Below are 22,265 nucleotides of genomic sequence, written 5' to 3'. Positions count from 1 at the left end.
GGCTCCTGCATCGGTTTCGATCATGGGTCCATTGCATCAGGCACCACCGACAGCCGACACCCCAAAAAGTCGTTGTCCACAGGCCCCGGAGAAGATTCTTCGAACTATTTTCTGGGGTGGTTTCGAGGCGCTCGCTGGTGCGAGCTCCTCAACCACCGAGCCACCAAGGACCCGGTGTTCGCGCATCAAGAACACACGGTTCGCGCATCACGCGGCCTTCGCCACGTGTTGGTTGTCCGACCAGCTCAGGGCTGCACCATCAACCAAGGCGCCGTCATCGTGCCGTTGTCGTAGTCGCGCTCGAGCAACCGCTCGACGCTGCCGTCGAGGCCAACCCGATAGAGGTTGTGGGTGGACACCTTGTTGGCGGTCCCCGGCCCCTCGGTGTGGATGAGCAGGTGGTCGTCGTCCTCCCAGTCGGCTCCCACGATCGAGGTGTTCTTCTCGATCGCCGTGTCGAGGTCGATGCCGAGCACCTTGTCACCCGTGCGGGCGTCCACGACGGTCATGGAGCGCGGCCCGGCTCCGTCGGTGTCGGAGTGGTAGCCGGCCAACAGCGAGTTGTCCGGCGAGAACCCCGCGCTGTAACCGAACGCGAGGTCGCAGGTCTTGAACAGCCGCTTCATCGCCTGCTCGTCGTAGACCGCGCTGCACACGGGATCCGTCGGTGGGGCCGAGATGGGGGTCACCACCCCGACGATCAGGTTGTCGGTCGAGACCGCGGCGACATTGGTGAAATCACCCGGGACGACGTCGACGATGCCGTGGGAGTCGGCCGACACGGGCTTGCCGTCCTGCACGTTGACGAACACCCGGCATCCGCCGTCGACCTCCATGCACGAGTCGTGGCCCAGGATCGCGACCGGCGTCAGGTAGGAACCCTCCACCTTGCCGAGGTCGACCGAGCGGCCACCGAAGCGGGTGACCACCGTGCCGTCGGTGGCGATCCAGGCGGCTACCGAACCGTCGGCCGACGAGACCGGGCCGTTCATGAAGGGCACCGAGTCGACGACCTGCCACTGCTGGTCGAACACGTCGATGCTGGGTTCGTCCTCGAAGCCAGAGGCTCCGAGGTATTCGTCGCCCGCCCTGCGTGGGGCACCGTAGTTCTTGCCGAGATCGACGGTCGTGCCGTCGGGCTGCACGAGCTTGTCGGCGTCGACGTACGCCAGCTTGGGCGGGTCGCCCTCGGGCAGTGTCGGGTCGAGCACGGCGTCGTGCACCTGCTGCGTGTCCGGTGCGACGGGCCCGGGGGCCGCGTCGTTGTCGAACAGGCTGCCGCCGAACATGGCAGTCGGCACGATGATCGCGGCAGCGGCCAGGGTGGCGACGCCCGTGGTGAGGCGGCGGTTGCGCTTGATGCGTCCGGCCCGGCCGACGACCTGGTCGAAGGAGATGGGGGAGCCGTCGATGCGGTCCGCCCGTCCGTGCAGCTCGTGGGTGAGTTCCTTCTCGGTGTTCATCGCTCCTCCTCCCTGAGGCTTGCCTCGCTGGTGAGGCCGTGGCTGGATGCCTGCCCGCGCAGGGTCGCGAGGGCCCGGCTGGTCTGTGACTTCACCGTGCCGACGGAGACGCCGAGGATGTCAGCGGTCTCGGCTTCGGTGAGCTCTTCGTAGTAGCGGAGTACGACGGCCGCCCGCTGCTTGCGCGGAAGCGTCTGGACCAGGTTCCACAGCGCGGAACCCTGCCCCTCGTCGTACGCGTCATGGGCCGGAATCCACTCCGGCACCTCGTCACTGACCGTCTCGCGCTTCTTCCACGCGCGACGCCACAGCGAGTTGTTCTCGTTGACCATGATCCGGCGCGCGTAGCCGTCGATGGCGTCACGCTGCCTGACCTTGTCCCACGTGAGGTACACCTTGGCCAGCGTCTGCTGCACCAGGTCCTCGGCCCCGTGGTGTTCCCCCGTCAGGAGGTACGCCGTGCGCAGGAGCGCCGGCTGGCGTGCGGCCATCCAGCTGCTGAACTCGGCGTCCTTGCTCGAGCTGCGGTCCTGGACCATCACACCTCCTGCATGTGTTGCCATCATTGTCACCACCGTCCCTTCCCACCCAAGACGGGGTCAGCGCGGGGAAGGTTGCACGATCAGGGCAACGGAACGCGGGCGAATTCTGGGCGGTAGAGAGACGGGTCCTCGGCGATCCTGTCGAGGTCGGCGATGTTGCGGCTCCAGCTGACCACGACGGTGCCGCGTTTCGGCAGCAGGTGCGGGTGGGCCAGGGGCATGTACTGCAGCACGTCCTCACCGGACGGGATGGTGGCCACGGCCGGACCCGCCACGAACGGCCCGGTCGGCGTCCTCGACCTCCAGATCACCAGGTCCGTGCCGAGCACGTCGTTGCGCTTGCTGACGGCGTACCACGCGCCGTCCTGCTCGAAGACGCTCAGCACGCGTGAGACGCCGTCCTTCGCGGGGATCAGGGTGGCCAGCTTCTTGTCCGAGCGGCTCCATCGAGTGCCGGTCCAGAAGCGCCACGCACTCGTGTCGGTGAGGCTGGTGAGCGGGACCCGCGCCACGTGCAGGGACCACCCGAGCACGCGGTCGTCGTCGGGATGGGCCGTGCCGTAGACGTAGAGGGTCTCGCCGCGTACGGCGACCGCCGCCCCCCACGTGGGCCGGGTGTCGTCGACCCGGTCCGGGCCGACGTCGCGCACGTCCATCAGCTCAGGCGTGCCGTTGGCCGGTACGTCGAACTCGGCGATCGAGCTGCCCAGGATGCGGAAGTCCCAGAGTCCGTTGCCCGTGGCCTGGACCCGGAGCAGGCCGACGCCGACCAGGTCGTGCCCGTCCAGGGCCCGCTTGTCGACCGACATCGGCCAGTAGCCGACGCCGTCCTCTCGGTTCGGGACGATCGCGCCTCGGTCGGCCGGCAGGACCACGGAGGCGCACTCGTCGCCGATCAGCAGCATGGAGTTGCGCACGAAGCTGGGGCCGTTGAACTTCGGGCCGTGCAGGGTGTCGCCGAAGACCCACAGGCTGCGACCGTCACTCAGCGCGACACTGGCGCCGACGTCCGCACCGACGAAGCCCGGAATGCGTCGGGTGTCGCCGACGAACGTGTTGATGTCGGCGACCGTGCGGGGTGGATGGGTCGGGACGCAGCTCACCGAGGCATCGTCGGAGGGTTGAGCCTCCGGCTCGGGCCGGAGCCCCTTGCGGATGGCGGCGCCGCCCCAGAGCGCCAACAGCACGACGGACGCGCAGACGACGAGGACCAGCAGGTGCAGACGCAACCTGGTCCGGTCGAAGGCCATGCGGCTAGCTCTCGGGGAACGCGCAGAACTCGTTCCCCTCCGGGTCGGCGAGCACGGTCCAGGACTCCAGCTCGGCCAGCACCGTCGCCCCGGCGGCAGTCAGGGCGCCGAGATCGGGCGTGGTGAGGTCGAGGTGCACACGGTTCTTGGCCGACTTCGGTTCCGGGACCTTCACGAAGACGAGGTACTCGAACGGCGCGCCCGGGATCTCCTCGAGGCCCCACTGCTCGGCCTCGCCTTCGAGGCGGCCGCCGAGGACCCCGGCCCACCAGGTGGCAATGCGCTCAGGATCGGCACAGTCGAGGACGAGCTCGTAGATCCGAGTCTCGGGAGGCTCGTCGCGGACGAACGCGCAGAACTCCCCGCCCTCGGGGTCGGCCATCACCGTCCAGGGGAACGACGTGTCGTCGACGACCGTGGCGCCGAGGTCGACGAGGTCGGAGACCGACCCGGTGTGGATGTCGACGTGGAGACGATGCTTGACGGACCTGGGCTCGGGCACCGTGTTCACCCAGACGGCCTGCTCCTTCGTCGCGCCGGAGAGCAGGGCGTCGCCGTCGTCGAGTCGTCGTACGTCGAGCCCGAGCGCGGCGCCCCAGAAGGTGGCGAGGGCAGCGGCGTCGGTGGCGTCGATGCACAGGTCCTTGTACCTGCCCAGGCTCATGTCGCCCACCCTAGACGCCCGACCACTAGGGTCGGCACCGATGACATCGATCCGAGGAGGAAACGTGCAGCAGGTGCGCGCAGTGGTGGCCAGGGCCAAGGGTGAACCGGTCTCGGTGGAGACGATCAACGTTCCGGACCCGGGCCCGGGCGAGGCGGTCGTGAAGATCCAGGCGTGCGGGGTCTGCCACACCGACCTGCACTACCGTGAGGGTGGCATCAACGACGAGTTCCCGTTCCTGCTGGGCCACGAGGCCGCAGGGGTGGTCGAGGCGGTCGGTGAGGGTGCCACTGTCGAGTCGGGTGACTTCGTGATCCTCAACTGGCGTGCGGTCTGCGGCACCTGTCGGGCGTGCCTGCGCGGTGAGCCGTGGTACTGCTTCTCGACCTTCAACGCCACCCAGAAGATGACCCTGGAGGACGGCACGGAGCTGAGCCCCGCGCTCGGGATCGGTGCGTTCGCCGAGAAGACCCTGGTGCATTCCGGCCAGTGCACGAAGGTCGACCCGTCGGCGCGGGCCGCCGCAGTCGGCCTGCTCGGGTGCGGCGTGATGGCCGGACTCGGCGCGGCGATCAACACCGGCAACGTCGGGCGCGGCATGTCGGTGGCCGTGATCGGCTGCGGTGGCGTGGGTTCGGCCGCGATCGCGGGTTCGAAGCTGGCCGGCGCGGCGAAGATCATCGCGGTGGACCTCGACGACAAGAAGCTCGAGTGGGCAAAGAACATGGGCGCCACCCACACGGTGAACTCGAAGGGCATCGACCCGGTGGCCGCGATCCAGGAGCTCACCGACGGCAACGGTGCCGACGTGGTGATCGACGCCGTCGGCCGCCCCGAGACGTGGAAGCAGGCGTTCTACGCGCGCGACCTCGCGGGCACCGTGGTCCTCGTGGGCGTGCCGACGCCCGACATGTTGATCCCCGAGATCCCGCTTATCGACGTGTTCGGCCGTGGCGGCGCGCTGAAGTCCAGCTGGTACGGCGACTGCCTGCCGAGCCGTGACTTCCCGATGCTGGTCGACCTCTACCAGCAGGGTCGCCTTGACCTGGACGCGTTCGTCACCGAGGAGATCGGTCTCGACGACGTCGAAGCCGCCTTCGACCGGATGCACACCGGTGACGTGCTCCGCTCGGTGGTGATCCTCTAGTGGCTGCGCGCATCGACCACGCCGTCGTGTCCGGCACGTTCTCCCTCGACGGCGAGACCTTCGACGTCGACAACAACGTCTGGGTGATCGGCGACGACACCGAGTGCATCGTGATCGACGCACCCCACGACGTCGACGCGATCCGGGCCGTCATCGGCGACCGCACGCTCAAGGCGATCCTCTGCACCCACGCCCACGACGACCACGTGCGGATGGCGCCGGCGCTGCGCGACGCCGTACCCGCGCCGATCCTGCTGCACCCCGACGACCGCCCGCTGTGGGAGCTCACCCACACCGACGAGCTGTGGGACGTGGACCTGTCCGACGAGCAGGAGATCGTCGTGGCCGGCACCACGTTGCGCGTCATCCACACTCCGGGGCACGCTCCCGGCGCGGTCTGCGTGTACGTCGAGGAGCTGGGCTGCCTCTTCTCCGGCGACACGCTCTTCAACGGCGGCCCGGGCGCGACAGGTCGTTCGTTCAGCGACCGGCCGTTGCTGGAGGAATCCATCAAGTCCAGGCTGTTCGGTTTACCGGACGACACAGTTGTGCACACTGGCCACGGCGACGACACGACGATCGGCGCCGAGAGGGCAAACCTGTCCTGATCACGCACCCTGACCCGAAGAGGATCATCCATGTCTGACCAGAACCCACAGGGCCCCGAGTTCGGCCAGCCCGAACAGCCCGGCCAGCCGCCGTACGGCCAGCCCGAGCAGTACGGCCAGCCCGAGCAGCCCCAGTACGGCCAGCCCCAGTACGGCCAGCCGCAGCCCGGGCAGCAGTACGGTCAACCCGACCCGCAGCAGCAGTACGGCCAGCCCGAGCAGTACGGCCAGCCGGCGTACGCGGCCGGCTACCAGGGCCAGCAGATGTACGGCGGCCCCGGGCCGGTCGGCACCGTGCGTGGCACCGGCATCACGATCCTGCTGATGCTGGTCACCTGCGGCATCTACGGTTTCGTCTACTACTACAAGACCTACGAAGAGCTGAAGCAGAACACCGGACAGGGCCTCGGTGGCCTCGTCGGCCTGCTCCTGACCATCTTCGTCGGCTTCGTCACGCCGTTCCTGCTCGCCGGCGAGGTCGGCAAGGCCCGCCAGAGCCGCGGCCTCGAGGAGAAGGTCAACGCGATGACCGGGCTGTGGATCCTGCTGCCACTGGTCGGCGGGATCGTCTGGTTCGTGAAGATGAACGGCGCGCTCAACGAGTACTGGATCTCGCAGGGCGCCCAACCGGCCTCCTGATCTGGCTAGAGTCGTCCCATGGCGGACGGCTACTTTCCGCACGGCTCGATGCTCCGCCACGTGCAGGAGCATCGAGCCGTGGGTCAGACCTACGGACAACGCGCGCTGATCATCGGCGCCACCCATCCCGTGCCCTACGTGGGCACCAGCGCCTCGACGAACGCGAAGGAACGGCCCTTCATGCGGCTCTCCGCGACGGCCGAGGCGTTCGAGTCGATCTTCTTCGGCGACCGCGCCGAGGCCGACCGGGTGCTGGCGATGGTGCACCAGATGCACACGAAGGTGAAGGGCACCCTCGACCGTGACGAGGGCAACTTTCCCGCCGGCACGCCGTACGACGCGTTCGACCCGGAGCTCATGCTCTGGACCATGGCGATGCTCGCGGACTCCTCGCGGGTCGCGTTCGAGGCCCTCGTCCGGCCGCTCGGAGCCGACGAGAAGGAGCGGCTCTGGGCCGACTGGGTGCGCTTCGGCGAGCTGTTCGGCATGCCGCGCTCCGTGGCGCCGGAGACCGCGGCCGACTTCGAGGCCTGGATGCAGGCCCAGTTGGCCGGCCCCGACTTCCACGTCACCGACGAGGCCCGCGTCGTGGGCCGGGCGATCGCCCTCGACATGCCCGTGCCGATCCAACTCCGTCCCGGCATCACCGGCACCAACCTGGTGGTCCGCGGCATGCTGCCCGAGCGCGTGCGCAAGGCGTTCGGGCTGTCCTGGACACCGGCCCACGCGGCGGCGTACGCCGGCATCACCGCGGGCGTGCGGGCCTCGCACCGCGTCGTCCCCGATCAGGTGAGGCTGGGCCGCAACACCGGTCTCTTCCGGCTGGTCAGCCGCACCGAGCGTCGCATCATCCAGCGCGGTGGCCGCACGATGGAGCTGCCGGCGGCCTGAGCGGTTGAAGGCATGTGAGCGGGGTAGGAGGCGGCCATGCGCGCTCACATCGCCACATTGGTGGCTGCCGTCCTCATCCCGCTCGTCTCGGGGTGCTCCAGCACTCCGTTCGACGACGGCGAGCGGGACGCCCGGGTCGGCGAGGTGTTCGCGGTCGCCGGTGAGGTCGAGGGCCACCCCGTCGACGTGGTCCTGCCCGTCGGGAGCTACGACTTCGTGGTGAGCAGCCCGCACGAGGAGACCGGCCGACCGGCCGCCGTGGTGGGGGAGGAGGTGTCGCCCAAGGCCGCCGACGGCCGTGCGTTCGTCGACGTCGGCTACGCCAGGCATCGCATGGACGGCGACGTCTGGATGCTCCAGCCGCAGGGCAACGAGCAAGTGCGGTTCTGGCTCGAGTACGACGGCAAGCGGGCGATGCTCGACGGTGAGAGCAGCTATTCGTGGGTCGTGGCGGTCCCCGAGGATGCGGAGATCCGGCTGGCCGCCGAGTTCGACGGCCGAGAGATCAGCATCGACCCCTACGACCAGGTAATGAAGTCCTTCGACGGCGACGTCTACGACGGCACGCTGCCGCACCTGACCGACCACCACTGCGCGCCCTACCAGGGAGTGCGCGCCAGTCAGGGCGCGGAGTTCAGTGGCGGGGAGTGCCAGGTCGAGGTGCTCGACCCGGTGCCGTGGTTCCAGCCGGCCGGGAGCACCGGATGGGCGCCCCGGGGTTCGAAGTGGGTGCTGGCCAGGGTCACCGTCGAGATCAACGGCTACTTCTCCGGCGATCACCAGGGCCAGTACGTGCAGCGGCAGACCGAGTACGGCGAGCCGACGTACACGCTCGACGGGAAGGCACCGAGGGCCATGTTCGACGGTGACTTCAACCAGATCCAGTCACGCACCGACGACATGACCGTCTACGACACGCGCTGGCTGCTCTTCCGGGTCGCGGACGACACGGACGACGCGACCCTGAGGCTCCGCCTCACCTACAGCGGCGTGCCCGAGGACTCCGGATCGGGTGCGCCCAGGGTCGACTACACGCTCAAGCGCGCCATCGACGTGCGCTTCACCTGATCAACGGCATCGCGGGTGAGTCGGTGCCCTGCCCGAAGGGCTGCACCAGCAGGGCCGTGCCCTCGCCGGCGACGCGGGTCATCACCAGCGTCGCCTCCTGCTCGCCGTGCAGGTCCAGGCGCTTGCGCAGCTGTTCGGGCACCACGTCGACGCCGCGCTTCTTGATGGTGAGTCGCCCGATGCCGCGTTCGCGGAGTGCGGCCTTGAGTGGCTTCTCGCGGTAGGGGAGCGTCTCGAGCACCTGGTAGCCGCGGGCGAACGGCGAGCGGAACGACGTGTCGGAGGTGACGTAGGCGATGTGCTCGTCGAGCAGCCCGCCGTCGACACCGGCCGCGACCGCGGTGACCAGGCCGGCCCGGATCACCGCGCCGTCAGGCTCGTAGAGGAACGCGCCGAGCTGGCGCACCGGTCGCTCGCGGCCGTCGTACGGGTCGTCCTCCTCGGTGATCGAGGCCAGGCCGCCGCTGCCGATCACCGTGGCCCGGCGCCGGGCCGTGGCGAGGTACGACGACCAGAGGGCGGCCTCCTTGACCTCACCGGCCTCGCTGACCCACTCCGCCTCGACGGAGTCTGGCACCAGGTCGTGCGGGATGCCGGGGGCGACCTTGACGACGGACGCGCGCCCGAGCAAAGAGGTGACGAACGACCACGGGGGAGTCCAGCCCTCGGCGTCGAAGACCCGGCCCCGTGCACCACGACGCGCGGGATCGGCGAAGACCGCACCGAAGCCGGAGAGGTCCAGGGTCGTCCCGTCGGCGACCTGGACCGCGCCGGGCAGCCCGAGTGCGGCCAGGTTGGCCTCGGCGACCGCCACCCGCACCGGGTCGAGGTCGACCCCGGCCACGGTCAGTCCCGCACGGGCGAACGCGATCAGGTCGCCGCCGATGCCGCACCCCAGGTCGATCACGCTCTCCGGAGCGGCCGCGGCGAGTCGGGCCGCACGATGGGTGGCGACCCGGGTGCGGGTGGCCTGCTCGAGGGCGTCCGGGGTGAAGTACATGCGCACGGCGTCGTCGCCGAACTTCGGCACCGCCTTGATCCGCAGGCCCACCTGGGTGAGGGCGGCGGCGGCGCGGTCGGGGTCCGACTCGATCTTGCGGACGGTGGCGGCTGAGCGCACGGGGTCGCCGTCGTGGTCGGCGTACGCGTGAGAAGCCCGGTCCAGCAGGCGCTGTCCGTCGTCGGTCAGCAGCCAGCGGAAGGCATCGAGATCCATGCCCGCAGTCTGGCAGGCCGGTGCCGGGTCACCGAGCACGGACTCTTCGGGACGAAACGGAGATCTCGTGCCACAGTTCTCCCCGGAGGAGAGGGAGCGGGCTCCCTGGAGCGAGGGAGCGGCATGGCGAAACTGACGAGGGCGACGAAGGTCTGGCTGGCCGTCTGCCTGGTGGTCCTGGTGGCGATCGTGGGCACGATCTGGTGGACCAACCGCGACACCCGTGCGCGTGCGGAGGTCGGGCAGGTGCTGCCGATGGCGCCCGACGACGTGACGCCCGACTCGGTGCCCCTGGCGCTGCCCTGGGCAATTGCCCGGCTGCGCCTGGGTGATCCCGTGGACGACCTGCCTGCGACGAAGCTGGCCAGCACCCCCGACGTACGCCCGCCCGAGGGCGGCTCGTTCGTGCCGGTGGTCGTCGAGCTCCGGGCGGAGGGGGTGCGCGCCGTGCCGACGACGAAGGTCGGCGCCACGTTCCCGGTGCCCGAGCTCACCCTCGTCGCGGACGGCGCCGAATACCCCCTCACCGGCTTCGGTGACGGCCTGCAGCCGAGGGATGGTCTGGTGCTGGGGCCGCGAACGGTCTATGTGGCGGTCGACGGCACCCCTGAGGAGCTGTTCCTGCGCGTCACGGTCGACGGCGAGACCCAGACCGTGGGCGCCGACGGCGACCTCGAGGCGGGCCGCTTCGCGCCGTTGTACGACGCCGCGGCGCCGGGCAAGGAGGTCAGGGGCGACTGTGGTCCGGCCATGTGGGCGCCGGGCTTGTCCTCCGAGGGCGACGAGCCGACCTGCCGGTTGCTCGTGCCGCTCCGGGTGCCGTACGCCGCGGGGCTCGGCTGGGCCCCCGAGGGCAAGGAGTGGTTCGTGGCCGGAGTGGCCTGGCGTCGACCCGCCCGGGTCGGGTTCCAGGCACCGGCCGGCCGCCTGGTCTACACCGCCGACTCCCTCGGCAGGGCCACGCTGAGGATCGACGGGCAGGAGCCCGCGGCGACCTATTTCCTCAACGAGACCGCGGGTGGTGCGGCGATCCACGACGTCGACGACCCGCTGGTCGCCGTACTCGCCGTGCCGGAGGGCGGCGACGAGGAGCACGTGGTCGACGTCGCCGGCCGTTGGCCGGTGAGCGTGCTCGGTGAGGGGTCGCCGGACGAGCTGACGGCGCGTCTCTCGTGGAAGATCCGCTGGCAGGCTCAGAAGGACTGACCCCGTTGCTGGCACTCCATTGAGGAGAGTGCTAGCGTCTGTTCTGGCACTCTCGGCATGAGGGTGCCAGCGCTTGCAACTGGTGCGACCCCCGCGACGGCGTACCGCCTGCAGGCTCAAACTTCCCGACGGGCCCGGTCCCGGAGCCCGTCGTTCCGTGTGTTTCATCAAGTGGAGAAAGCGGAGGTCGATCCGAAGTGTCGATCAACATCAAGCCTCTCGAGGACCGGATCATCGTCAAGCAGCTCGAGGCCGAGCAGACCACGGCCTCAGGCCTGGTCATCCCCGACACCGCCAAGGAGAAGCCCCAGGAGGGCGAGGTCGTGGCGGTCGGTCCGGGTCGCATCGACGACAACGGCAACCGCGTCGCCATCGACGTGGCCGCTGGCGACAAGGTCATCTACAGCAAGTACGGCGGCACCGAGGTCAAGTACGGCGGCGAGGAGTTCCTGATCCTGTCCGCCCGCGACGTCCTCGCCATCGTTTCCTGACCCACCTGGCATCCCGGCCGGCGGCGTTGCCGTCGGTCGACGACCGCTCCGCACCACAGGTCGCCTTCCCTCCGACGCCTTGCCGGCCGGGCGCCAGCTGAGTCAGATCCAAGACAGGAGTAGCAATGCCGAAGATTCTTCAGTTCGACGAGGACGGCCGCCGTTCGCTCGAACGCGGCGTCGACAAGCTCGCCAACGCGGTCAAGGTGACGTTGGGCCCCAAGGGTCGCTACGTCGTCCTCGACAAGAAGTGGGGCGCGCCGACGATCACGAACGACGGTGTCACCGTCGCTCGCGAGATCGAGTTGGACGACCCGTTCGAAAACCTCGGTGCGCAGCTGACCAAGGAAGTTGCCACCAAGACCAACGACGTCGCCGGTGACGGTACGACGACCGCCACCGTGCTCGCCCAGGCGATGGTGCACGAGGGCCTGCGGGCAGTTGCCGCGGGCGCCAACCCGATGGGTCTCAAGCGCGGCATGGACGCCGCGGCCGAGGCCGTCGGCAACGCGCTGCTCGAAGCGGCGCGCGACGTCGACTCCAAGGAGGACATGGCCTCGGTCGCCACGATCTCCTCGCGTGACGCCCACATCGGCGAGCTGCTCGCCGAGGCGTTCGACAAGGTCGGCAAGGACGGCGTCATCACCGTCGACGAGTCCAACACGATGGGCACCGAGCTCGAGTTCACCGAGGGGATGCAGTTCGACAAGGGCTACATCTCGCAGTACTTCGTGACCGACCCCGAGCGCATGGAAGCCGTCCTTGAGGACCCCTACATCCTGCTGCACCAGGGCAAGATCTCCGCGATCGCGGACCTGCTCCCGCTGCTGGAGAAGGTCATCGCCGCGGGCAAGCCGCTCTTCATCCTCGCCGAGGACGTCGACGGCGAGGCGCTCTCGACCCTGGTCGTGAACAAGATCCGCGGCACCTTCAACGCGGTCGCCGTCAAGGCTCCCGCGTTCGGTGACCGTCGCAAGGCCATGCTCGAGGACATCGCGATCCTCACCGGTGGCCAGGTCGTCGCCCCCGAGATCGGCCTCAAGCTCGACCAGGTCGGCCTCGAGGTGCTCGGCCAGGCGCGTCGCGTGGTGATCACCAAGGACAACACCACGATCATCGACGGGTCCGGCGAAGCCGCTGCCGTCGAGGGCCGCGTCAACCAGATCAAGGCCGAGATCGAGAACTCCGACTCCGACTGGGACACCGAGAAGCTCCAGGAGCGTCTCGCGAAGCTGGCCGGTGGCGTGTGCGTGATCAAGGTCGGCGCCGCCACCGAGGTGGAGCTCAAGGAGAAGAAGCACCGCATCGAAGACGCTGTGTCCGCGACGCGTGCGGCCATCGAAGAGGGCATCGTCCCCGGCGGTGGCTCGGCCCTGATCCACGCGGTCTCCGTGCTGGAGAAGGACCTCGGCCTCACCGGTGACGAGGCGGCCGGCGTGCGCATCGTGCGCAAGTCCGCCGACGAGCCGCTGCGCTGGATCGCCGAGAACGGCGGTGTCAACGGCTACGTCGTCACCACCAAGGTCCGCGAGCTCGGTGTCGGCAACGGCTACAACGCCGCCACCGGCGAGTACGGCGACCTGGTCGCCCAGGGCGTGCTCGACCCGGTCAAGGTGACCCGCTCCGCGCTGGTCAACGCCACCTCGATCGCGGGCATGCTGCTCACGACCGAGACGTTGATCGTCGAGAAGCCCGAAGAAGAGGACGACGCCCCGGCCGCTGGCCACGGGCACGGCCACGGTCACTGATTCATCGGTTGCACAGCTTCATCGGTTTGCCACGGCGGCCCGTCACCCCTCACGGGGTGGCGGGCCGTTCGTCGTCCGGTGTGCAGGACGTCGTGCGGGGCGTCCTGCGGTCACCAGCGCCAGGGGTGCTCGCAGTCGGGGACGGGCACGTCGCGGTCGACGCTCTTCAGCACCCAGATCGGGTGATCGCCACAGGCCTCGCCGTGGCGCTCGTAGCGCTCGGCAAGCAACGCCTCGAGCTTCGGCTGGCCGACACCGTTCCACGAGTCGAAGTCGACCCAGCCGACGAACCACGTCGGCGCCCGGTCGCTGCGCATCAGCGACATCAGCTCGCTGAGGTCGGGGTCGTTGCCGCGCATCGGCAGGCTCCACAGGTGTTCGTACGGCGAGCTGAGGCCCGACGCGAACACGATGTCGGAGCGGCCGCCGTAGACCACGATGGTGTCGCCGGGCTCGGAGACGCGCTTGATCGCCTGGCCGGTGTAGATCTCCGTGGGCGGCTCGGCACCGGACGCGCTCTTGGCCACCCAGCCGACGATCGAGACCAGGCACGAGAGCGCCGCGATCCCGACCAGGAACTGCATCACCCGACCGCGCACTCCGGGGGCGCCGGCCACCAACGCGGCACACAGCACCACGGTCGGCACGATGCCGAGCAGGTAGGGGCGCCAGTAGCTGCCGCCCAGGACGACGCCGGCGCCGTCGACGACGAGCACGGCGAGCGCGGCCAACGTCACCGCCGGATGGGTGCGCCAGGCGTGCCGGATGTTGACCAGGAACCACGCGATGATGAAGGCCATGCCGGTGGCCACGAAGATGATCGCCAGCTGCCGGGCCCGGCCCAAGGGGGCTCCCGCCGACTCGTTGGAGATCACGTCGAGAGCGTGGGACCGGAAGCCGTAGACGGCGTACCAGAGGGTCTCCAGGTGTACGCCGTAGGCGAGGCACCAGGCGATCGTCAGGCCGAGGGGGATCGCCGCGCCGGCCAGTGCAGCGCCGGCGAGCCGGCCGAAGTCGGGCCAGCTGATCTCCTTGCGCACCGCCGAGGTGAGCAGCACGACGCCGCCGAAGGCCAGGCCGGTGGCCATGTTCTGCTTGAGCCCGATCGCCAGCATGCCGAGCAGGCCGGCACCCCCGGCGAGCAGGATCGCCTTGCGTGGTGCGGCATCGAGCAGGCGCAGTGCCTCGAGGGCGAGCCAGAAGCTGGTGACCACGATCGGGATGCCGAGGATCTCGCCCTTGGCCGCGACCGAGTCGATCATCGTGTTGGTGGTCACCGCGGCGGTCACCACCGCCGTCCAGCGCGCCGAACGCTCACCGGCCACGAGGTACGCCGTACGCGCGGCCGCGACCACCAGGAGGGCACACCCCAGGGCGGCGACGACCCGGATGAAGAGCGGCCCGCCGATCATGTCGGAGAGCTTGATCAGCGCGATCAGCGGCGGAGGGCGGTCCACCCAGTAGGTGCCGTAGAGGCTGTCCGGCTCGGGGTGCCAGGCACGGGCGACGAGGGTGAATCCCGCCTCGTCGGGGCGGATCGGCCACAGCATTCCCGGGAACCTGAGGAGCATCGCGAGCACCGCGGCGCCGCCCACCAGTCGCTTGGTGCCGACCTCGGGCACGCTCCAGCGCGTCGGAGTCGTCATGGGAACACCCTGCCACCCCGGCACCGCCGGGCGTCCGACCCATGCCGGGTCGTGGGCGAGGTCACCTGTCGACCAGTCGGACCAGGACGCCGGCGTGGTCGGAGGGCCACAATCCGGTGACCTCGTCGCGTGCCGCGCCGGTGGCTCCCAGCACAGTTCCCCGGTCGGCGACCACTCCGCGCCGGCTCCGGGCGAAGACGAAGTCGAGGCGGTGGTCCATCACGCCCGGCCCGTCGTCGAGCAGGTTGCTCGCCGTACAGCACGTGTGGCCGGGGCCGCCGGACGGCACGGTGAGCCACGTGTCGACGAAGCCGGCTCCGGTGAGCCCGCGGTAGGGCATCGAACGGCGCCCTGCCATCGGGTCGGAGTTGCAGTCGCAGACGACCACGACCGGTCCGCGGCTCGCGGCCGGTCCGTCGAGCAGTTCGCGGACCTGGTTGCGTCCCACACGCGGGTCGCCGACCTCGAGGTGGGTGTTGATGAAGCGAACCCGTTGCCCGGCGTTCTCCACGTCGACCCAGGTGTGGCCCCGGGTGAAGTCGACGAGGCGGCCGGGTAGCCGCATCCGGACGCGGGAGGTGAAGTGCTCCCTGCCCCGGTCGACGACGGTGAGCCCGTCGCGTACGCGCACGAGCACGACGTCCCGCAGGGTCAGCCGGACGTCACGACCGGGTTCCGACCTCGTGCGGTAGCCAGGAAACTCCAGGTCCAGCTCGCCCAGGGAGCTGACCACGAGGTAGTCGTGGTCGAGGGAATCGAGCTCCGCCATCAGGATCCGCAGGAAGTCGAGATCGACCGAGACTGCGTTCGGCACGCCCACGAGGTCGGGCTCCCGTGGCCCGCTGCGCCACAGGGCCACCTCCTGGAGTCCGACCAGGTCGGGGTCGTGGCGGGCGATCTCGGCGGCGATGAGACGGGCCCGGGTCCGGAACCGGGTCGTCGCGACGAGGCTCCGCACCTCGTGCATCGCGCGGGCGGTGGCATCGATCCTCGCCCTTGGCGATCCTGCTGCCTGGGCTGCCGCGAAGATCGGGAACACGTCGGTCCCGAGGAACAGGTTGCGCGTCATCACGGTCATGGGGTGGCCGAGCTCGGCGTGGCCGCGGGCCGCCTCGCTCGAGAACAGGGCCGAGAAGAGCGCCGGCACGGTGAGCAGTACGGCGAGCGCGCCTGCAACGGCGACGCGAATGATCGGCATGTGTGTCCCCCCGGAAAAGCCAGGCAGAATGATATCCCCTCACGGCCCGGGGAATGGCGTCGGGTGGCGTTTTCCTCGGCGAAACAAGCGCGCATCAACCGGGCAACATCGCCGGGTCATGCTGGGTCCTCCCGGGGCGCCCCGACGGCGTGGCGCCCCGGGACCAGACATCTGAACGAGAGGGGGACCGTCATGTTGTGGCGCGTTCGCATGACCCTGCCCGACCGCCCCGGAGCCCTGGCCGTCCTGGCCGCCAACTGCGGCGACCAGGGCGTCAACATCATGGGCCTCCAGATCTTCCCCGGCATCGAGTCGGTGACCGACGAGCTGGTGCTGCGCTGCCCCGACCACTGGGGCCTGCCCGACATCGCGGAGCTCGTCGAGAGCTCCGGGGGCGAGTCGGTCTCGGGTGCGCCGTGCACCGAACAGGCCCTGGTCGACCAGCCGGCCCGGTACGTGCAGGCGGCCCGCACGATCCTGGCCCAGCCCGCGGCCTTCCCCGAGGTGGTCGCGCGGTTGTTCGACGCCGAGTCCGACCCGGCGGAGGACGCACTCGCCGTGGTGCAGGACGTGATGGAGATGCAGGTCGGCGAGGTCCAGGTGCAGGTACGGCGTACGGCGCCGTTCACCGCGACCGAGCACGCCCGCGGTTCTGCGATGGCCGACCTGGTCAGTGACGTGCTGGCCCGCGGCCGGCTCGAGGTCTCGCCGCTGCGGCCGAACCCGAGTCGGCGTCTCGGCGGCGGCGCCAACCCGGCGTACGTCGTCGAGGAGGGTGTGGTCACCGCCCGGGTGGAGGGCACTGTCGTCGCCGTGGCCAGTCTCGGGGTCGCCGGACCCGATGGCGCGGTTCCGGTGAGCCTGCGGGTGGACCCTGCATGGCAGCGTCGGGGGATCGGCACCCGGCTGCTCATCGACGTCGGTCGCCTCGCCAACGCCAATGGCATCCACGATGTCGTGCTGACCACGCGGGTGGACAACCAGGCCGTGCTGCCGATGGTCCTGGCGGCCGGGCTCAAGGGCCGGATCCGGATGTCGGCCGACGTGTTGACCGTCCGGATCCCGGTGCACGATCTCAAGCCGCTCCCGGCTTAGGTGGTTGCTTCGGCGTGTCGATACGATGTGCAAGTGGAGCTCCCTGACAAGTTCGCAGCCCTTGGCCTGACCTACGACGACGTGCTGTTGCTGCCGGGGGAGTCCGACATGGCTCCCTCCGACATCGACACCACCTCGCGCCTGACCCGCGAGATCTCCCTGAAGGTGCCGCTGGTCTCCGCGGCCATGGACACCGTCACGGAGTCCCGCATGGCGATCGCGATGGCCCGCGAGGGCGGCATCGGCGTGCTGCACCGCAACCTGTCGCTGCAGGACCAGGCCTACCAGGTCGACCTCGTCAAGCGGACCCAGACCGGCATCATCTCCAACCCGGTGACGATCGGCCCCGACGCGACGCTCGAGGAGCTCGACCGCATCTGTGGCGAGTACCGCGTCTCCGGGCTGCCCGTGGTCGACACCGACAACAAGCTGCTGGGCATCATCACCAACCGCGACCTGCGCTTCACCCCGGTCGCGGAGTGGGCCACCACCAAGGTCGACGAGGTGATGACCACCAGCCCGCTGTTCACCGGCCCGGTGGGCATCTCCCGCGAGGACGCCACCGCCCTGCTGCGCCAGAACAAGCGCGAGCGGCTGCCGCTGGTCGACGAGGACGGCCGCCTCGGCGGTCTGATCACGGTCAAGGACTTCGTGAAGTCGGAGCAGTTCCCCAACGCCTCCAAGGACGCCGACGGCCGCCTCATGGTCGGTGCCGCGATCGGCTACTTCGGCGACGCCTGGGAGCGGGCCACCACGCTGATCGACGCCGGGGTCGACGTGCTCGTCGCAGACACCGCCCACGGTCACGTGCAGCTCCTGCTCGACATGGTGCGTCGGCTCAAGACCGACCCGGCCACGAAGCACGTCCAGGTCATCGGCGGCAACGTCGCCACCCGGGCGGGCGCCCAGGCGTTCGTCGACGCCGGTGCCGACGCGGTCAAGGTCGGCTTCGGCCCCGGCTCGATCTGCACGACACGTGTGGTCACCGGATGCGGCGTACCGCAGGTCACCGCCGTCTACGAGGCCTCACTGGCCTGTGCCCCGGCCGGTGTGCCCGTGATCGCCGACGGCGGGCTCCAGCAGTCCGGCGACATCGCCAAGGCGATCGTGGCCGGCGCCGAGACGGTGATGCTCGGCTCGCTGCTGGCCGGGTGCGAGGAGTCGCCGGGCGAGCTGGTCTTCGTCAACGGCAAGCAGTTCAAGGCCTACCGCGGCATGGGCTCGCTGGGTGCGATGAGCAGCCGTGGCAAGAAGTCCTACTCCAAGGACCGCTACTTCCAGGCCGAGGTCACCAGCGACGACAAGATCGTGCCCGAGGGCGTCGAGGGTCAGGTCGCCTACCGCGGCCCGCTCTCCGCGGTCGCGCACCAGTTGGTCGGCGGGCTCAACCAGTCGATGTTCTACATCGGGGCGCGCAGCATCCCCGAGCTCCACGAGAAGGGGAAGTTCGTGCGGATCACCTCGGCCTCCCTCAAGGAGAGCCACCCCCACGACATCCAGATGACGGTCGAGTCGCCCAACTACAACCGCTGACCGTCCCTTCTGCCGCGAACCGTGGATTCTTGTTGCGCGAGCCGTGGGTTTTTGATGCGCGAACCGGCAATTCTTGTTGCCGCGACCTGCCGATAGGCTGTGCCGGTGACTGAGATCGAGATCGGCAAGGCCAAGCGCGCCCGACGGGCGTACTCCTTCGATGACATCGCCATCGTGCCCTCGCGGCGCACGCGCGACCCCGAAGAGGTCAGCGTGGCCTGGCAGATCGACGCCTACCGTTTCGAGCTGCCGGTGCTGGCCGCGCCGATGGACTCCGTGATGTCCCCCGAGACCGCGATCGCGTTCGGCAAGCACGGCGGCCTGGGCGTGCTCGACCTCGAGGGCCTCTGGACGCGCTACGACGACCCGATGCCGCTGCTCGACGAGGTGGCCGCCCTGCGCGGCATCGAGGCCACCCGGCGCATGCAGGAGATCTACGCCGAGCCGGTCAAGGCCGAGCTGATCACCGCGCGCCTCAAGCAGGTGCGCGAGGCCGGGGTGACCGTGGCCGGGTCGCTCTCCCCGCAGCGCACCAAGGAGTTCGCCAAGGCCGTGGTCGACGCCGGCGTCGACATGTTCGTCATCCGCGGTACGACGGTCTCGGCCGAGCACGTCTCCTCGCAGGCGGAGCCGCTGAACCTCAAGGAGTTCATCTACGAGCTCGACGTGCCGGTGATCGTGGGTGGCTGTGCGACCTACCAGGCCGCGCTGCACCTGATGCGCACCGGCGCGGCCGGCGTACTCGTCGGGTTCGGCGGCGGAGCCGCACACACCACGCGCACGGTGCTCGGTGTGGCTGTGCCGATGGCCTCCGCGGTCGCCGACGTCGCGGCCGCACGCCGTGACTACATGGACGAGTCCGGTGGCCGCTACGTCCACGTCATCGCCGACGGATCCATCGGTCGCTCGGGAGACATCGCGAAGGCGATCGCCTGCGGTGCCGACGCTGTGATGGTCGGTTCGCCGTTCGCCCGCGCCGACGACGCACCCGGTCGCGGCTTCCACTGGGGCGCCGAGGCCTGGCACGGCAAGCTGCCCCGCGGCGAGCGGGTCGAGTTCGGCACGGTCGGCTCGCTCGAGGAGATCCTGTTCGGCCCCTCGCGGGTCGCCGACGGCACGATGAACCTGATCGGCGCGCTGAAGCGCTCGATGGCCACCACCGGCTACACCGAGCTCAAGGAGTTCCAGCGGGTCGAGGTCGTCGTCGAGTGACGTTGCTCGTCGCTGCGGCCCAGGCGGAGTCCGTTGCGGGCGACGTCACGGCCAACGGGGCGAAGGCCGCCCACCTGGTCGAGCTGGCCACGTCGCAGGGCGCGCGACTCGTCGTACTCCCCGAAGCGTTCCTGACCGGCTACTCCGAAGCGGCCTTCGCCGGCGACGTTCCGTCGGAGGACTCGCTCGACGGCGACTGGCTGGAGCCGCTCAGGGCGGCCTCGCGCGAGGGTGACTGTGTCGTCGTCGTGGGTACGCCGCTGCGGCGTGCGAGCGCAAGGACCCTGTCCCTGTTGGTGATTCGACCGAGCGGCGAGGTGTCGGCGCCCTACGACAAGCAGCACCTGTCCGGCTACGAGAACGACCACTTCGTCGCCGGTGACCACGGCGCCTCGATCGTCGTCGACGGCATCGAGCTGGGCCTGAGCGTCTGCTACGACGGCTGCTTCCCCGAGCACGCCAGGGCTGCCGCCGACGACGGAGCGATCGGCTACCTCAACTCCGCGGCCTACTTCACGGGTGGCGAGCACCGACGCGACCTCTACTATCCAGCCCGCGCCCTGGACAACGGCATGTACGTCGTCCTCGCCGGCCTCACCGGACGCTGCGGCCCGGGCGAGTTCATCGGCGGATCGGCGGTCTACGACCCCGAAGGCCGGCCGTTGTCGCGCCTGGGCACCGAGCCCGGGGTGGCCCTTGCCGAGATCGATCCCGCGCTGGTGTGGGAGACCCGGTCGGCGCACCCGATGCACGCTGACCGTCGGTCGACCCTGGGCCCGCGTCTCCGGGCATGACCACGACAGCGCGGAACATCCCAGGCACCTGGTGACTGCGATGTTCCGTGTTGTCCCTGTGCCCACGATGCTCTTTGGCCGCCACACCTGGAACCGCCTGACAGACTGACCGCATGAGCCAGCCGAGTGCCCTCAGTCCCCACTCCCGCAACGACGCCCTCCGGGCCCTGGTCGCCACCGCCGACAACGGTGGTGAGCTCGACGTGCTCGTGGTCGGCGGGGGAGTCGTCGGCGCCGGCACGGCACTCGACGCGGTCACTCGAGGCCTCTCGACCGGACTGATCGAGCAGCGCGACTTCGCCTCGGGCACGTCGAGTCGCAGCAGCAAGCTGATCCACGGCGGCCTGCGCTACCTGGAGATGTTCGACTTCGGGCTGGTCCGCGAGGCGCTGGAGGAGCGTGGCCTCCTGCTCACCCGGCTGGCCCCGCACCTGGTCCGGCCGGTGCCGTTCCTCTACCCGCTGCACAAGACCATCGAGCGGCCGTACGTCGGCGCCGGGCTGGTGCTCTACGACGCGATGGCGATGGCCGGCAAGTACGACATGGGCGTGCCGAAGCACAAGCACCTCTTCCGCCGTCAGGTCGCCCGCATCGCGCCCGACCTCAAGACCGAGGAGCTGACCGGTGCGATCCGCTACTACGACTGCCAGGTCGACGACGCCCGACTGGTGATGACGATCGCCCGCACGGCGGCCACGCACGGCGCCCACGTGGCCACCCGCACCAAGGTGATCGGCTTCGTGCGCGAGGGCGAGCGGGTGATCGGCGTCCGCGCGATCGACCTCGAGACCGACCGCGAGTTCGAGGTGCGCGCCAGGGTCGTGGTCAACGCCGCGGGCGTGTGGACCGACGAGATCCAGGAGATGGTCGGCGGCCGCGGATCCCTCAATGTCCAGGCCAGCAAGGGGATTCACCTCGTCGTACCCCGCGACCGAATTCGCTCCGAGGCCGGCTTCATCACCAAGACCGAGAAGTCGGTGCTGTTCGTCATTCCGTGGGGACGGCACTGGATCATCGGCACCACCGACACCCCGTGGGACCTCGACAAGGCGCACCCCGCGGCGTCGAAGGCCGACATCGACTACCTGCTCACCCACGTCAACAGGATCCTCCGCGAGCCGCTCGACCACGACGACGTCGAGGGCGTGTATGCCGGACTGCGACCACTGTTGAAGGGCGAGTCCGAGCCGACGTCGAGGATCTCCCGCGAGCACACCGTCGTGACACCGGTGCCAGGGCTGGTCATGATCGCCGGCGGAAAGCTCACGACGTACCGCGTGATGGCCCGCGACGCGATCGAGGCCGCCTCGCACTCACTGAAGACGACGGTGAACCTGACCGTGCGCGACTCGATCACCGACCGGGTGCCGCTGGTCGGTGCCGACGGGTTCGAGACGCGCTCCAACCAGCGGGTGCTGCTGGCTCGGCGCAGTGGGCTCCACGTGGCTCGTATCGACCACCTGCTCGGCCGGTACGGCGACCTCGTCGACGAGGTGCTCGCCCTGCTCGCCGAGCGCCCCGAGCTGCGGGTACCGCTCGAGGGCGCCGAGGACTACCTGGCCGGCGAGGTCGTCTACGCCGTGACCCACGAGGGAGCCCAGCACCTCGACGACGTGCTCACCCGCCGGACCCGCATCTCCATCGAGATGTTCGATCGGGGTGTGGCCGCCGCGCCGAAGGTGGCGTCGTTGATGGCCGGCGAGCTCGGCTGGGACGACGGACGCCGGGCCGACGAGGTCGACCACTACCTGCGCCGGGTCGAGGCCGAGCGGCAGAGCCAGGCCAAGCTCACCGACCAGGAGGCCGACGAGGCGCGGGTGCAGGTCCGCGACATCGTCTGACCCCGGCTTCGAC

20 protein-coding genes are annotated in these 22,265 nt (G+C 69.7%); 13 read left to right on the top strand and 7 right to left on the bottom strand.

The window, feature by feature from the left end; all coding sequences use genetic code 11:
• Nucleotides 1-245: 245 nt before the first annotated feature.
• From ASD66_RS02915 to ASD66_RS02900, 4 genes are all read right to left on the bottom strand, one after another.
• Complete coding sequence (locus tag ASD66_RS02915) at nt 246-1,463, bottom strand: hypothetical protein (RefSeq protein ID WP_056889988.1); 1,218 nt, start codon at nt 1,461-1,463, stop codon at nt 246-248.
• Entirely contained in the window at nt 1,460-2,002 is a 543-nt protein-coding gene (locus ASD66_RS02910) for a SigE family RNA polymerase sigma factor (protein ID WP_056681635.1), read from the bottom strand. Before ASD66_RS02910 ends, ASD66_RS02915 begins: the two co-directional genes overlap by 4 nt.
• A gap of 83 nt (nt 2,003-2,085) precedes the next feature.
• Nucleotides 2,086-3,255 (bottom strand): DUF4185 domain-containing protein, encoded by a 1,170-nt coding sequence (locus ASD66_RS02905; protein ID WP_056889987.1) that lies wholly within the window; start codon nt 3,253-3,255, stop codon nt 2,086-2,088.
• A gap of 4 nt (nt 3,256-3,259) precedes the next feature.
• A complete protein-coding gene (locus tag ASD66_RS02900; protein WP_056890548.1) occupies nt 3,260-3,919 on the bottom strand; it encodes a VOC family protein in 660 nt (219 codons plus the stop codon).
• A gap of 40 nt (nt 3,920-3,959) precedes the next feature.
• Here ASD66_RS02900 and ASD66_RS02895 point away from each other — a divergent pair, with 40 nt between their 5' ends.
• The 5 genes from ASD66_RS02895 to ASD66_RS02875 are packed head-to-tail and all read left to right on the top strand — an operon-like array spanning nt 3,960 to nt 8,272.
• Nucleotides 3,960-5,066, top strand: coding sequence for an S-(hydroxymethyl)mycothiol dehydrogenase (locus tag ASD66_RS02895; RefSeq protein ID WP_056889986.1), 1,107 nt, complete (start codon nt 3,960-3,962; stop codon nt 5,064-5,066).
• Entirely contained in the window at nt 5,066-5,674 is a 609-nt protein-coding gene (locus ASD66_RS02890) for an MBL fold metallo-hydrolase (protein ID WP_056889985.1), read from the top strand. Before ASD66_RS02895 ends, ASD66_RS02890 begins: the two co-directional genes overlap by 1 nt.
• Nucleotides 5,675-5,704: 30 nt before the next feature.
• Nucleotides 5,705-6,313, top strand: a complete 609-nt coding sequence (locus ASD66_RS24870; RefSeq protein ID WP_082599298.1) for a DUF4234 domain-containing protein — start codon at nt 5,705-5,707, stop codon at nt 6,311-6,313.
• Nucleotides 6,314-6,331: 18 nt separating this feature from the next.
• Entirely contained in the window at nt 6,332-7,204 is an 873-nt protein-coding gene (locus ASD66_RS02880) for an oxygenase MpaB family protein (RefSeq protein ID WP_056889984.1), read from the top strand.
• Nucleotides 7,205-7,240: 36 nt separating this feature from the next.
• The gene (locus ASD66_RS02875; protein WP_156388513.1) at nt 7,241-8,272 is read left to right on the top strand and encodes a hypothetical protein; all 1,032 of its coding nucleotides are present in this window, start codon (nt 7,241-7,243) and stop codon (nt 8,270-8,272) included.
• On the opposite strand, the gene ASD66_RS02870 is transcribed toward ASD66_RS02875, so the two are convergent.
• Entirely contained in the window at nt 8,265-9,488 is a 1,224-nt protein-coding gene (locus tag ASD66_RS02870; protein WP_056890547.1) for a class I SAM-dependent methyltransferase, read from the bottom strand. The genes ASD66_RS02875 and ASD66_RS02870 overlap by 8 nt on opposite strands.
• 123 nt (nt 9,489-9,611) lie before the next feature.
• Between ASD66_RS02870 and ASD66_RS02865 the strand changes: the two genes are divergently transcribed.
• The 3 genes from ASD66_RS02865 to groL all read left to right on the top strand — a co-directional run bounded on the left by ASD66_RS02865 (nt 9,612) and on the right by groL (nt 12,933).
• Nucleotides 9,612-10,694 carry a hypothetical protein gene (locus tag ASD66_RS02865; RefSeq protein ID WP_056889982.1) on the top strand — a complete coding sequence of 361 codons (1,083 nt, stop codon included), beginning with the start codon at nt 9,612-9,614 and terminating at the stop codon, nt 10,692-10,694.
• Between the two features lie 197 nt (nt 10,695-10,891).
• A complete protein-coding gene (groES, locus tag ASD66_RS02860; RefSeq protein ID WP_056681628.1) occupies nt 10,892-11,185 on the top strand; it encodes a co-chaperone GroES in 294 nt (97 codons plus the stop codon).
• Nucleotides 11,186-11,310: 125 nt separating this feature from the next.
• The gene (gene groL / locus ASD66_RS02855) at nt 11,311-12,933 is read left to right on the top strand and encodes a chaperonin GroEL (RefSeq protein WP_056681627.1); all 1,623 of its coding nucleotides are present in this window, start codon (nt 11,311-11,313) and stop codon (nt 12,931-12,933) included.
• Nucleotides 12,934-13,043: 110 nt separating this feature from the next.
• On the opposite strand, the gene ASD66_RS02850 is transcribed toward groL, so the two are convergent.
• Together ASD66_RS02850 and ASD66_RS02845 are read right to left on the bottom strand one after the other, a co-directional pair.
• Nucleotides 13,044-14,579: a hypothetical protein gene (locus tag ASD66_RS02850; RefSeq protein WP_056889981.1), complete on the bottom strand. Its 1,536-nt coding sequence runs from the start codon at nt 14,577-14,579 to the stop codon at nt 13,044-13,046.
• Nucleotides 14,580-14,640: 61 nt separating this feature from the next.
• Entirely contained in the window at nt 14,641-15,777 is a 1,137-nt protein-coding gene (locus tag ASD66_RS02845) for an endonuclease/exonuclease/phosphatase family protein (RefSeq protein WP_056889980.1), read from the bottom strand.
• A 210-nt stretch (nt 15,778-15,987) separates the two neighbouring features.
• On the opposite strand from ASD66_RS02845, the gene ASD66_RS02840 reads away from it, so the two are divergent.
• The 5 genes from ASD66_RS02840 (at nt 15,988) to ASD66_RS02820 (ending at nt 22,252) form a co-directional block, all read left to right on the top strand.
• Nucleotides 15,988-16,872: a GNAT family N-acetyltransferase gene (locus ASD66_RS02840; protein WP_235529943.1), complete on the top strand. Its 885-nt coding sequence runs from the start codon at nt 15,988-15,990 to the stop codon at nt 16,870-16,872.
• A 33-nt stretch (nt 16,873-16,905) separates the two neighbouring features.
• Entirely contained in the window at nt 16,906-18,405 is a 1,500-nt protein-coding gene (gene guaB / locus ASD66_RS02835; protein ID WP_056889978.1) for an IMP dehydrogenase, read from the top strand.
• 105 nt (nt 18,406-18,510) lie between these two features.
• Nucleotides 18,511-19,617, top strand: coding sequence for a GuaB3 family IMP dehydrogenase-related protein (locus ASD66_RS02830; protein ID WP_056684893.1), 1,107 nt, complete (start codon nt 18,511-18,513; stop codon nt 19,615-19,617).
• Nucleotides 19,614-20,411: a carbon-nitrogen hydrolase family protein gene (locus ASD66_RS02825; protein ID WP_056889977.1), complete on the top strand. Its 798-nt coding sequence runs from the start codon at nt 19,614-19,616 to the stop codon at nt 20,409-20,411. Before ASD66_RS02830 ends, ASD66_RS02825 begins: the two co-directional genes overlap by 4 nt.
• A 113-nt stretch (nt 20,412-20,524) precedes the next feature.
• A complete protein-coding gene (locus ASD66_RS02820) occupies nt 20,525-22,252 on the top strand; it encodes a glycerol-3-phosphate dehydrogenase/oxidase (RefSeq protein ID WP_056681621.1) in 1,728 nt (575 codons plus the stop codon).
• The last annotated feature ends 13 nt before the right edge of the window (nt 22,253-22,265 follow it).

This window comes from Nocardioides sp. Root151 (assembly GCF_001427925.1).
In the GTDB taxonomy this organism is placed as follows: domain Bacteria; phylum Actinomycetota; class Actinomycetes; order Propionibacteriales; family Nocardioidaceae; genus Nocardioides.
This window is presented reverse-complemented; position numbering and strand designations above follow the sequence as displayed.

What these genes read in the sequence shown, in the direction of transcription:
- ASD66_RS02915 (WP_056889988.1), bottom strand. Translation starts at nt 1,463, where the DNA reads ATGAACACCGAGAAGGAACTCACCCACGAGCTGCACGGACGGGCGGAC.
- ASD66_RS02910 (WP_056681635.1), bottom strand. Translation starts at nt 2,002, where the DNA reads ATGGTCCAGGACCGCAGCTCGAGCAAGGACGCCGAGTTCAGCAGCTGG.
- ASD66_RS02905 (WP_056889987.1), bottom strand. Translation starts at nt 3,255, where the DNA reads ATGGCCTTCGACCGGACCAGGTTGCGTCTGCACCTGCTGGTCCTCGTC.
- ASD66_RS02900 (WP_056890548.1), bottom strand. Translation starts at nt 3,919, where the DNA reads ATGAGCCTGGGCAGGTACAAGGACCTGTGCATCGACGCCACCGACGCC.
- ASD66_RS02895 (WP_056889986.1), top strand. Translation starts at nt 3,960, where the DNA reads ATGACATCGATCCGAGGAGGAAACGTGCAGCAGGTGCGCGCAGTGGTG.
- ASD66_RS24870 (WP_082599298.1), top strand. Translation starts at nt 5,705, where the DNA reads ATGTCTGACCAGAACCCACAGGGCCCCGAGTTCGGCCAGCCCGAACAG.
- ASD66_RS02880 (WP_056889984.1), top strand. Translation starts at nt 6,332, where the DNA reads ATGGCGGACGGCTACTTTCCGCACGGCTCGATGCTCCGCCACGTGCAG.
- ASD66_RS02875 (WP_156388513.1), top strand. Translation starts at nt 7,241, where the DNA reads ATGCGCGCTCACATCGCCACATTGGTGGCTGCCGTCCTCATCCCGCTC.
- ASD66_RS02870 (WP_056890547.1), bottom strand. Translation starts at nt 9,488, where the DNA reads ATGGATCTCGATGCCTTCCGCTGGCTGCTGACCGACGACGGACAGCGC.
- ASD66_RS02865 (WP_056889982.1), top strand. Translation starts at nt 9,612, where the DNA reads ATGGCGAAACTGACGAGGGCGACGAAGGTCTGGCTGGCCGTCTGCCTG.
- groL (WP_056681627.1), top strand. Translation starts at nt 11,311, where the DNA reads ATGCCGAAGATTCTTCAGTTCGACGAGGACGGCCGCCGTTCGCTCGAA.
- ASD66_RS02850 (WP_056889981.1), bottom strand. Translation starts at nt 14,579, where the DNA reads ATGACGACTCCGACGCGCTGGAGCGTGCCCGAGGTCGGCACCAAGCGA.
- ASD66_RS02845 (WP_056889980.1), bottom strand. Translation starts at nt 15,777, where the DNA reads ATGCCGATCATTCGCGTCGCCGTTGCAGGCGCGCTCGCCGTACTGCTC.
- ASD66_RS02840 (WP_235529943.1), top strand. Translation starts at nt 15,988, where the DNA reads ATGACCCTGCCCGACCGCCCCGGAGCCCTGGCCGTCCTGGCCGCCAAC.
- ASD66_RS02820 (WP_056681621.1), top strand. Translation starts at nt 20,525, where the DNA reads ATGAGCCAGCCGAGTGCCCTCAGTCCCCACTCCCGCAACGACGCCCTC.